The sequence below is a fragment of the Myroides injenensis M09-0166 genome (assembly GCF_000246945.1).
GTDB lineage: Bacteria > Bacteroidota > Bacteroidia > Flavobacteriales > Flavobacteriaceae > Flavobacterium > Flavobacterium injenense.
Genome location: NZ_BAEX01000103.1, coordinates 1 through 10,698, shown reverse-complemented (window position 1 = coordinate 10,698; position 10,698 = coordinate 1). Strand labels below are relative to the sequence as shown.

The window sequence follows — 10,698 nt, the reverse complement described above, 5'->3', positions numbered from 1 at the left end:
TCTTATCTGGAAAATAGGAAAATAAATATATAGTGGAACAATACCTGCTTTTTTCAAAAACTTCTTCGTAGAAGGAAAACTAAGTTATTAAACAAAATAGAGTAGATCTATTAAAAAAGAGTAAAAACAAAAAAAAGCTAGACATTTCTGTCTAGCTTTCTGCTCCCCCTCTTGGGCTCGAACCAAGGACCCTCTGATTAACAGTCAGATGCTCTAACCAACTGAGCTAAGGAGGAAGGTGTGTTACCTTTATTGCGGTGCAAATATAAAACGTTTTTCTACACTTGCAAACGTATAAACCCTTTTTTTTATATTTTTTTTATTTCACAAAAATTGCTCTGTAAATATCATTTCCATTTGCATACAACAACAGCCCTATAAGGATAAAGAAACCAACCATTTGCGCTTTCTCTAAAAATTTATCACTAGGTTTTCTACCAGATATCATCTCATATAATAAAAACATTACATGTCCCCCATCTAGCGCAGGAATAGGTAATAAATTCATAACTCCTAGCATAATTGATAACATTGCAGTAATACTCCAAAATACTTGCCAACTCCAAACAGATGGAAAAATATCATACATGGTTTTAAAACCTCCAAGTCCTTTATATGCCCCAGTCTCTGGTTGAACTATCTTTTTTAATTGATCAAAATATTTACCAATTCTCTCTTTTCCCATATGCAAACCAGCAGGAATAGATTCTGCTAAAGAATAATCTTGCTTACTAACTTTATAAATACCTAATTTTTCAAGATTATCTATTGGTAGCCCACCAGCATAAGCTACATTAAGCTTTCCATCATTATCAATCACAAGATTAACAGCTTTTTCTTCACCATCTCTAATAACGATAGCTTCTACTTCTTTTCCTTTGTTGTTTTCAAGAACAACAGCCACCTGATCACTATAAGGAGTAGAAACACCAGCAATACTTTTTACAATATCACGAACTTGCAAAGTTCCTTCATTAACTGACTCTTCTGAAAATCCAGCAATAACAAAAGGAATACGCAACGAAATCAGCCCTGCATTTCTATTACTCATAATTTGATCAATAAGATCAACAGGAAGATCAATAGTCTCCTCTACCCCATTACGCTCGACAACAACATGCTTTCCAAGAAGAATAGCTTCAGGTACATTAAAGAAATTTTCATATTCTTTTCCATCAACAGATACAATTTTGTCTCCTGTTTGTAATCCCGCCTCCAAAAGTGCTGGAGATTGTACTAAAACACCATCAGTAATATCATCGTTTGCAATATATTTTTCTCCATACGCATAAGCCATTCCTATATAAATAAGAAAAGCCAAAATAAAATTAACTGTTACTCCACCTAACATGATAATTAATCTTTGCCAAGCTGGTTTTGAACGAAACTCCCAAGGTTGCGGTTCTTTTTCTAATTGCTCAGTATCCATACTTTCATCCACCATACCAGCAATTTTTACATATCCACCTAGCGGCAGCCATCCTATTCCATAAACAGTCTCTCCTATTTTCTTTTTGAATAAAGAAAACTTAACGTCAAAAAATAGATAAAATTTTTCAACTCTAGTTTTAAAAAGCTTCGCAGGAATAAAATGTCCAAGTTCATGAAGAATAATCAATAATGACAAACTCAATAAAAATTGAGATAATTTAATAAGTATATCCATTTCGTTTTATTACATTCTTAAGTATAATCGAGCAAAAATAAAGTTTTACTTTCACTAATTCACGTTTTTTTTATGAAGTATTATTTTTTACCAATTCTTTCACAAATATTATCTAAATGAATTAGTTCAAAGTAAAAGAAAAGATTCGAATATAAAATACAATTGAATCAATATCATATAAAAAAAGTTAGTGTTGTTAATAAAAACGCTTAGTAATAGAAAAGTATTTTCTAACTTTGCTCTATTAAATAAATTATTTAAAGTATGTTACAGATAGCTTTTATTAGAGAAAATCAAGAAAAAATAATCCAAGGATTAGCTAAAAGAAATCTTGATGTTGTGGATTTGCTAAAAGAAGTGCTAGAACTAGATGAGAATAGAAGAAGCACACAAGTGGAATTAGACAATGTATTAGCAGAATCTAACAAGCTATCCAAAAATATCGGTGAGTTAATGAAAAATGGTGAGAAAGCAAAAGCTGAACTTATCAAAGAAAAAACTTCAAACTTACGTGAGCAAAGTAAAGAACTTACGGAACAATTAAATAAAATATCTGCAGAATTAACAGAGAAATTATATACAATCCCTAACGTTCCAACAGATATAGTTCCTGCAGGAAAAGATGCTGATGACAATCTAAATGTTTTTGAAGCTGGCGAAGTACCCCAATTACATGAAGGAGCTTTACCACACTGGGAGCTTGCAAAAAAATATGATATTATAGATTTCGAATTAGGGAATAAAATTACAGGGGCAGGTTTTCCAGTATATAAAGGTAAAGGAGCTCGTTTACAGAGAGCCTTAATTTCTTATTTTCTAGATAAGAATACGGAAGCAGGTTATAAAGAGTTTCAAGTTCCTCATTTAATCAACGAGGCATCAGGATATGGAACAGGACAATTACCAGACAAAGAAGGACAAATGTATCACTCTACAGTAGATGATTTATATCTTATACCTACTGCAGAGGTACCTGTAACAAATATTTTCCGTGATGTAATCCTGCAAGAAGCTGAATTACCTATTATGTGTACAGCATATACTCCATGTTTTCGTAGAGAAGCTGGATCTTATGGGGCGCATGTAAGAGGCTTAAATAGATTACACCAATTTGATAAAGTAGAAATTGTTAGAATTGAACATCCTGATAACTCTTATATAGCATTAGATGGAATGGTAGAACATATTAAAGGAATTTTAAATGAATTGAAACTTCCTTACCGTATCTTAAGATTATGTGGTGGAGATATGGGATTCACTTCTGCATTGACATATGACTTTGAAGTATTTTCAACTGCGCAAGACCGTTGGTTAGAAATTAGTTCAGTATCAAACTTTGAAACATTCCAAGCCAATAGACTTAAACTTCGTTTTAAAGACAAAGAAGGTAAAAATCAATTAGCACATACTTTAAATGGAAGCTCATTAGCATTACCACGAGTATTAGCAGGAATTTTAGAAAATTATCAAACACCAGAAGGTATTGTAATACCTGAAGTATTAAGACCATATACTGGATTTGATATTATAGACTAACAAAAAAAGATTTTATTAATATATACATATAAAGCACCAAATACGAAAAAGCCATTTGGTGCTTTTTTTATCTTTATAAACAAAAAAGAAAAAAAACATATGATTATCTACAATATAACAGTAAATATTCATGAAAGTGCACATGATGCATGGATGAATTGGGCCAACCACACTTATATACCTGAGATACTAGCAACTAAAAAGTTTGACAAAGCTCGAATGATAAAAGTACTAGTTGAAGAAGAAATGGGAGGAATTACATATTCTATTCAATTTGAAACAACTGACAAAGAAAGATTAGCTAAATTTTATGCAGAGGATTTTGATCGTTATGAAAATGAAGCAAAGAGATTATTTGGAGAATTAATGCTTACCTTCAAAACAGAATTAGAGGTAATCAAAGAATATTAATAACTACATTGTTATGGAAAAAGTAAAAGCTAAAAAACATCTTGGACAACATTTTTTAACCGATGAAAGTGTTGCAAAACGCATTGCAGATACACTAACATTAAAAGGTTATAACAAGGTCATCGAAATTGGTCCAGGAATGGGAGTTTTAACAAAATATATTCTTGATAAGCCAATCGAAACGTTTGTTGTAGAAATTGATACAGAATCTGTTGATTATTTAAATAAGTACTACCCTAAATTACATAATCATATTTTTGCTCAAGATTTTTTAAAATTTGATATTGTTCAAGCCTTTAATCAAGAGCCATTTGCTGTAATAGGGAATTTCCCTTATAATATATCTACTCAAATTGTTTTTAGAGCACTTGAGCTTAGAGATTACATTCCTGAATTTTCTGGAATGTTTCAAAAAGAAGTAGCTGAACGCATTTGCGAAAAGAAAGGAAGTAAGGCTTATGGAATACTTTCTGTATTAACTCAAGCTTTTTATGAAACAGAATACTTGTTTACTGTTTCTGAGCATGTATTTAACCCTCCCCCAAAAGTAAAGTCAGGAGTAATGCGCATGCGTAGAAAAGAGAACTATGCGCTTCCTTGTAGTGAAAAGCTTTTCTTTACTGTAGTAAAAACAGCTTTCAATCAAAGAAGAAAAACGTTGCGCAATAGCTTAAAAAGTTTCAATTTACCAGATGATATAAGAGAACAAGATATTTTCAACCTACGTCCAGAACAACTAGGCTATGAAGATTTTATAGAACTTACAAAAACAATAGAAGCCTATGGAGTTTAAAGTCAGTAAAGAATCTATACAACTATTTGAAGATTTAATTGCTGAAAAAAACGAAAAGGAGCTCCTTCATATATTTAAAGATATCCATTATGCCGATATAGCAGAAATTATGAATGAGTTATCTGATGAAGAAGCTATTTATATTTTTGATATTTTAGATAGTGAAGTTACAGCAGAAATCTTATTAGAACTAGATGAAAACGTCAGAGAAAAAATCTTACGCAATCTTTCTCCAAAAGAAATTGCAGAAGAACTTGACGAATTAGATACCGATGATGCTGCTGATATTATCTCTGAATTACCAGAAGATAAAAAAGGAGAAGTATTATCTGAGTTAGAAGACCTTGAACACGCAAAAGATATTGTTGAACTTTTACGTTATGACGAGGATACAGCTGGGGGATTAATGGCTAAGGAATTTGTTTCCGTCAATGAAAATTGGTCAGTACTTACCTGCGTAAAAGAAATGCGTAAACAAGCAGAAAACGTTTCGCGCGTCCATTCTATCTATGTTATCGATAATCAAGGACGCTTAAAAGGACGTTTATCATTAAAAGATTTACTTACTACATCAACTACGACACATATCAGTGATGTTTATATTAGAAATGTAGACTCCGTAAAAACAGATACAAAAGATATAGAAGTAGCTCGTATAATGCAAAAATACGACTTAGAAGCTATCCCTGTTGTTGATGAAATGGGAAGATTAGTAGGTCGTATTACTATAGACGACATCGTTGACGTAATTAAAGAAGAAGCAGATAAAGATTACCAATTAGCAGCTGGTATTTCGCAAGATGTAGAAGCTAATGATAGTATATTAACGCTGACACGAGCTAGATTACCATGGTTAGTATTGGCGATGATAGGAGGTTTTGTTGCCGTAAATGTCTCTAGAAGTTTTGAAGGAGCAATGGAGAAATTTGGTGTACTATTTTTTTTCACACCCTTAATTGCAGCAATGGCAGGAAATGTAGGAGTACAATCTTCTGCTATTATTGTACAAGGATTGGCAAATAATACAATTACTGGCTCAATTTGGAAACGATTAGGAAAAGAAGTGACCTTAAGTTTATTGAACGGTCTTTTATTAGCTATCTTAATGATGATAGGAAGTCATTTCCTTTTAGGTGTAGACTATATCATTGGTATTACGGTTTCTATTGCATTAATTAGTGTAATTATAATTGCAAGTCTAATAGGGACTTTTGTTCCTATATTATTGAATAAATATGGTGTAGATCCAGCTCTAGCAACTGGACCTTTTATCACTACAAGTAACGATATATTTGGAATCTTGATATATTTCTCAATCGCAAAAGTTATCTTAGGTTTTTAAAAGAACTCATAAACTAAAATTTATAAGAAAATGCCTGCTAAAAAAGTATTACACCTAGATAGTAATCACCCTTTAATGATCGCTCAATTATCAGCTATGGGGTATGAAAACATAGAAAATTACACTTCTACTAAAGAAGAAATAGAGCAAGATATTTCACAATTTGAAGGTATTATCATTCGAAGTCGTTTTAGTTTAGATAAATCATTTCTAGAGAAAGCTACGAATTTAAAATTTATTGGACGAGTTGGAGCAGGCTTAGAAAATATCGATTGTGAATATGCCACTAGTAGAGGTATTTCGTTGATTGCTGCACCAGAAGGAAACCGAACTGCAGTGGGTGAACATGCATTAGGTATGTTATTAAGTCTAATGAATAAACTAAATTTAGTCGACCAAGAAGTTAGAAAAGGAATATGGATAAGAGAAGGCAATAGAGGTTTTGAAATAGAAGGCAAAACAATCGGAATAATTGGGTATGGAAATATGGGTAATGCTTTTGCAAAACGTTTACAAGGTTTCGATTGTGATGTAATCTTCTATGATATAAAAGAAGGATTAGAAAACAACTATGCAAAACAAGTAAGTTTAGCTGAACTACAAGAAAAAGCCGATATCTTAAGTATACATACTCCACAAACGAATGAAACTATCAATATGATAAATGAATCTTTTATTAATAGTTTCGCTAAACCATTCTGGTTTATTAACACTGCAAGAGGGACAGCTGTAAATACAAAGGATTTAGTAGTAGCTCTCAAAAATAAAAAAATATTAGGAGCAGCACTTGACGTATTAGAATACGAAAAGTCATCTTTTGAAAATATGTTCTCAGGGAATACCTTACCAGAACCTATGCAATATTTGATAAATGCTAAGAATGTATTATTATCACCTCATATTGCTGGATGGACAATTGAAAGCAAAGAAAAACTTGCACAAGTAATTGTTGACAAAATAAAAAGTCAATTTTCAAATTAAGATAATAAAAGACAAAATCCCCAATATCACTATTGGGGATTTTGTCTTTTTATATACTTTCTTTCGTTAATCTTCTTGCTTATTATTTTCCTCTTGTATTTTTCGCTCTAGTTCAGCTTCAAATTCTTCCATTACTGGTTTCACTGTACTTTCAGGTAAATCAGCTATTTTAATGTACATTAGACCATCAATCGCATTATTAAACAAAGGGTCAACATTAAACGCAATAACCTTAGCATTCTGCTTAATATATTTTTTTATTAAAACAGGAACTCTCAATTTACCAGGTTCGATGTCTTCAATTATCTTATCAAATTTATTTAAATCCGATTCTGTTTCACTAAAGATTAAATCTTTCTCGCTATCCTTTAAATTTACCTTATACTCCATCTTAGGTGAAATATACTGCGCTATATAAGGATCAAAATAATGTGAACGCATAAATTCAATCATCAATGATTTTGAAAAATCAGAGAATTGATTACTAATACTTACGCCTCCAATAAGATACTTATGCTCAGGATAACGCAACGTTGTATGAACAATTCCTTTCCACAATAAAAACAATGGCATAGGTTTTTGTTGATACTCTTTTATAATAAATGCTCTTCCCATCTCAATAGATTGAGACATCATAGGATATAATTCTGATTCGAAACGGAATAATTCGTTAAGATAAAAACCATTTATACCATATTTATTATAAATCTCTGCTCCCAATCCCATACGATAAGCTCCACAAATTTGCTTTGTCTCATTATCCCATAAAAACATATGGTGATAATAATTATCATATTGATCTAAGTCTATTGAATTATTTGTTCCCTCTCCTACTTCTCTAAATGTAATTTCTCTCAGACGACCTAATTCATGTAAAATATTAGGTATCTTATCAGATTTACATAAAAACACTTCATAATTTTTCGTTTGTAACAAACGGAAATCTCCTTTGCGAAGCTCTTCAATTTCTTGATAGATACTTTCTTTAGGCGATGCAGGTGCTATTTCCTTAATTGTTTTTGGAAGCTTAAAATTGAAAGATGGTACTTTTATCCATTTACGCAAATCATCTTTATAAGCATTCGATAATAAGTAGGTCTTAAATCTTAAAAAATTACCATAATCACTTAAATCATAATGCTCATTCTGCTCTTCTACAGAAATAGGACGCCCAATTCTAATTTTAATTACTCTATTCTTTTGAGTAAGCAGCTCTGAAGGCAATTTAGCAGTACGAAGTGTAGGATTAATTTTTGACAAAAAGTAAAATAGTTTACTATTTTGTGCATGAAAATAAATAGGTACAACAGGAACATTTGCTTTTTTTATCAATTTAATTGCTCCCTCTTCCCAAGGTTTATCCACTACTAGTTTACCATCTTTATAAGTAGATACCTCTCCAGCAGGAAAAATACCCAATGGCTTACCATCACTTAAATGACGTAACGTTTCTTTCAAACCAATTACACTAGACTTAACATCCTTATTGTTTTCAAAAGGATTAACAGGCATCACGTAAGGTTTCAAAGGTTCTATCCTATGAAGTAAAAAATTTGCAACAATCTTAAAATTAGGATCATGCTCCAACATAAATTTAAGCAATAGTATACCATCAATACCTCCTAAAGGATGGTTTGAAATAGTAATATAAGATCCATTTTTTGGTAATCTTTTTAATTCTTCTGGATCTATTTCAAATTCTATTTGAAACTCTTCTAAAATAGCATTTAGAAAATCTAAATCCTTAAGGTGCTTATTGCGGTCGTAAATTTTATTTAACGTTGTTATTTTTAACGTTTTCATTAAAAGCCATCCTGTAAATGTACCAAAAACGCCATATTTATCAACATTAATTGCTTTTGCAACTTCTTTAGCCGTTACTAACCCCATCAAAATTCTAATTAAGTAATACAAATATACTAAAAACTTTAGCTTATCTATTTTATTTTACTATTCCTATGCTCTATTTAGACAAAAACTAATTGAAAAATCCCTAAATAACTGATTAATTCATCCTTAGCTTTTTTTAATATTTTCAGCTTATTATTGAGTATAAAACTTTGAAAGTTATTAGTAAACAAAGTATCTAAAGTATAAACAGTCTTTTTTTGTTTTTAGATTTTATGCTTAATCAATAAAGCATAAAAAAGAAGCCTCTGCTAATTTATAAGTTCCCATAGATTTTTTCTATTTTTGAACATAAATTAAAACCGTAACAATGAAAATTATATCATATAATGTCAATGGTATTCGTGCAGCTCTAAAAAAAGGATTAGCCGAATGGATGACAGAATCAAATGCAGATGTAATCTGCTTACAAGAGACTAAAGCAAAAGAAGATCAAGTACCAAAAGAAGAAATTGAAGCTGCTGGATATCCATATCAGTATTACTTTTCGGCAGATAAAGCTGGGTACAGTGGTGTAGCAATTTTCTGTAAAGAGCAACCTAATCATATTGCATATGGTACTGGTATTTCATATATGGATCACGAAGGTCGTAATCTACGCATAGACTATGATACAGTATCTATCATGTCTTTATACTTACCTTCTGCCTCAAATATTGAAAGATTAGACTTCAAATACCAATATATGGATGACTTCTTCGTTTATATAAATGAGCTAAGAAAAGAAATACCTAATTTAATAATATGTGGGGATTACAATATATGTCATCAAGCTATTGATATTCACGACCCAGTTAGAAATGCTAAAGTTTCTGGATTTCTACCAGAGGAAAGAGCTTGGATTGGAAAATTTATAGATAATGGATTTATTGATAGTTTCCGAATGTTTAATAAAGAGCCCCATCAATATAGCTGGTGGACATATAGAGCAAATGCACGTAACAACAACAAAGGATGGAGAATTGACTATGCGATGGTAACGAAAGATATGAAAGACAGAATTACCTCTGCCTCTATATTACAAGATGTAAAACATTCTGACCATTGTCCAATTGTTGTTGAGATAGCCTAAAAAACAAACCAATTGAAATAAACAATACCACAAAATGAACATTAAAACATTATCAGTGAGCTTGCTTTCTGTCGTTCTTTTATCCTCATGTGTCACTAGAAGATTGTATAATGAACTCGATCAACAATATCAAGACGCATTAAAAGAAAACAATGATCTTAGTAATGAATTAGACCTTCTTAATAGTTCTAATACTGACTTAGAAAAAGCTAAAAGAGAATTAGCAGCTCAACTAAAAGAATTGCAACAGGAACGCAAAAATCTAAATGCAGAAATTGCAGCTGCTCAAAGCAAATTAAAAGACCTTGAACTGTCTTATACTAATTTGGAAAAATACAATGAAGAAACACTAAAAGCAGAAGCTGCTAGATTAGCAAAAGCAAAATCTGAATTAGAAGCAAAATCACAAAGAGTTGCAGAGCTTGAAGAAATACTTGCCAGCAATGATAGACAAATGCGCGCTTTAAAAGATAATTTATCTAAAGCACTAAATGATTTTGAAGGAAGAGGATTAACTATTGAACAAAAAAATGGAAAAGTATATGTTTCGATGGAAAACAAATTACTTTTTAAATCTGGTAGTTGGTCGGTAAATAATGAAGGAGAAAAAGCTGTAATAGAATTAACTAAAGTTCTAGCTGATAATCAAGATATTACAGTAGTGATAGAAGGACATACTGATAATGACAAAATATTAGGTAATCTAGGAGATGGAGTCAAAACAAATTGGGATTTATCTACTAAACGAGCTTTAGCGATTGTCTCAATTATTACTGATAATCCAAATATTAATAAGAAAAATATTACCGCTGCTGGTAGAAGTGAATATGCCCCATTAGAAAGCAATAGCACTGCAGAAGGAAAAGCAAAAAACAGAAGGATTGAAGTTATTCTTACTCCAAATTTAGACAAGATTAACGATATGCTTAATCAAATATAAAAAACTAAAAAAGAGAGGTATCGATACCTCTCTTTTTTATACTACGTGT

General features: G+C 31.3%; 9 protein-coding genes and 1 tRNA gene. 7 read left to right on the top strand and 3 right to left on the bottom strand.

Annotated elements, in window-relative coordinates; genetic code table 11:
- Positions 1–162: 162 nt before the first annotated feature.
- Positions 163–236 (bottom strand) — tRNA-Asn (locus RH98_RS13585).
- A gap of 83 nt (positions 237–319) precedes the next feature.
- Positions 320–1,666, bottom strand: a complete 1,347-nt coding sequence (gene rseP / locus RH98_RS13580) for an RIP metalloprotease RseP (protein WP_010255948.1) — start codon at positions 1,664–1,666, stop codon at positions 320–322.
- Positions 1,667–1,930: 264 nt separating this feature from the next.
- Between rseP and serS the strand changes: the two genes are divergently transcribed.
- From serS to RH98_RS13555, 5 genes are all read left to right on the top strand, one after another.
- Positions 1,931–3,202, top strand: coding sequence for a serine--tRNA ligase (serS, locus tag RH98_RS13575; protein WP_010255946.1), 1,272 nt, complete (start codon positions 1,931–1,933; stop codon positions 3,200–3,202).
- A gap of 99 nt (positions 3,203–3,301) precedes the next feature.
- The gene (locus RH98_RS13570) at positions 3,302–3,613 is read left to right on the top strand and encodes a DUF4286 family protein (protein WP_010255944.1); all 312 of its coding nucleotides are present in this window, start codon (positions 3,302–3,304) and stop codon (positions 3,611–3,613) included.
- A gap of 13 nt (positions 3,614–3,626) precedes the next feature.
- Complete coding sequence (rsmA, locus tag RH98_RS13565; RefSeq protein ID WP_010255943.1) at positions 3,627–4,406, top strand: 16S rRNA (adenine(1518)-N(6)/adenine(1519)-N(6))-dimethyltransferase RsmA; 780 nt, start codon at positions 3,627–3,629, stop codon at positions 4,404–4,406.
- Positions 4,396–5,748 carry a magnesium transporter gene (mgtE, locus tag RH98_RS13560; RefSeq protein WP_010255941.1) on the top strand — a complete coding sequence of 451 codons (1,353 nt, stop codon included), beginning with the start codon at positions 4,396–4,398 and terminating at the stop codon, positions 5,746–5,748. Before rsmA ends, mgtE begins: the two co-directional genes overlap by 11 nt.
- A 30-nt stretch (positions 5,749–5,778) precedes the next feature.
- Entirely contained in the window at positions 5,779–6,729 is a 951-nt protein-coding gene (locus tag RH98_RS13555) for a 2-hydroxyacid dehydrogenase (protein ID WP_010255940.1), read from the top strand.
- Between the two features lie 66 nt (positions 6,730–6,795).
- Here RH98_RS13555 and RH98_RS13550 read toward each other — a convergent pair whose 3' ends face one another.
- On the bottom strand, positions 6,796–8,619 hold the full coding sequence (locus tag RH98_RS13550; protein ID WP_010255939.1) for a GNAT family N-acyltransferase: 1,824 nt from the start codon (positions 8,617–8,619) through the stop codon (positions 6,796–6,798).
- Between the two features lie 328 nt (positions 8,620–8,947).
- On the opposite strand from RH98_RS13550, the gene RH98_RS13545 reads away from it, so the two are divergent.
- Positions 8,948–9,709, top strand: a complete 762-nt coding sequence (locus RH98_RS13545; protein WP_010255938.1) for an exodeoxyribonuclease III — start codon at positions 8,948–8,950, stop codon at positions 9,707–9,709.
- 34 nt (positions 9,710–9,743) lie between these two features.
- Entirely contained in the window at positions 9,744–10,649 is a 906-nt protein-coding gene (locus RH98_RS13540; protein ID WP_010255937.1) for an OmpA/MotB family protein, read from the top strand.
- The last annotated feature ends 49 nt before the right edge of the window (positions 10,650–10,698 follow it).

Coding starts and splice junctions, on each gene's coding strand:
- rseP (WP_010255948.1), bottom strand. CDS start 1,666: ATGGATATACTTATTAAATTATCTCAATTTTTATTGAGTTTGTCATTA.
- serS (WP_010255946.1), top strand. CDS start 1,931: ATGTTACAGATAGCTTTTATTAGAGAAAATCAAGAAAAAATAATCCAA.
- RH98_RS13570 (WP_010255944.1), top strand. CDS start 3,302: ATGATTATCTACAATATAACAGTAAATATTCATGAAAGTGCACATGAT.
- rsmA (WP_010255943.1), top strand. CDS start 3,627: ATGGAAAAAGTAAAAGCTAAAAAACATCTTGGACAACATTTTTTAACC.
- mgtE (WP_010255941.1), top strand. CDS start 4,396: ATGGAGTTTAAAGTCAGTAAAGAATCTATACAACTATTTGAAGATTTA.
- RH98_RS13555 (WP_010255940.1), top strand. CDS start 5,779: ATGCCTGCTAAAAAAGTATTACACCTAGATAGTAATCACCCTTTAATG.
- RH98_RS13550 (WP_010255939.1), bottom strand. CDS start 8,619: ATGGGGTTAGTAACGGCTAAAGAAGTTGCAAAAGCAATTAATGTTGAT.
- RH98_RS13545 (WP_010255938.1), top strand. CDS start 8,948: ATGAAAATTATATCATATAATGTCAATGGTATTCGTGCAGCTCTAAAA.
- RH98_RS13540 (WP_010255937.1), top strand. CDS start 9,744: ATGAACATTAAAACATTATCAGTGAGCTTGCTTTCTGTCGTTCTTTTA.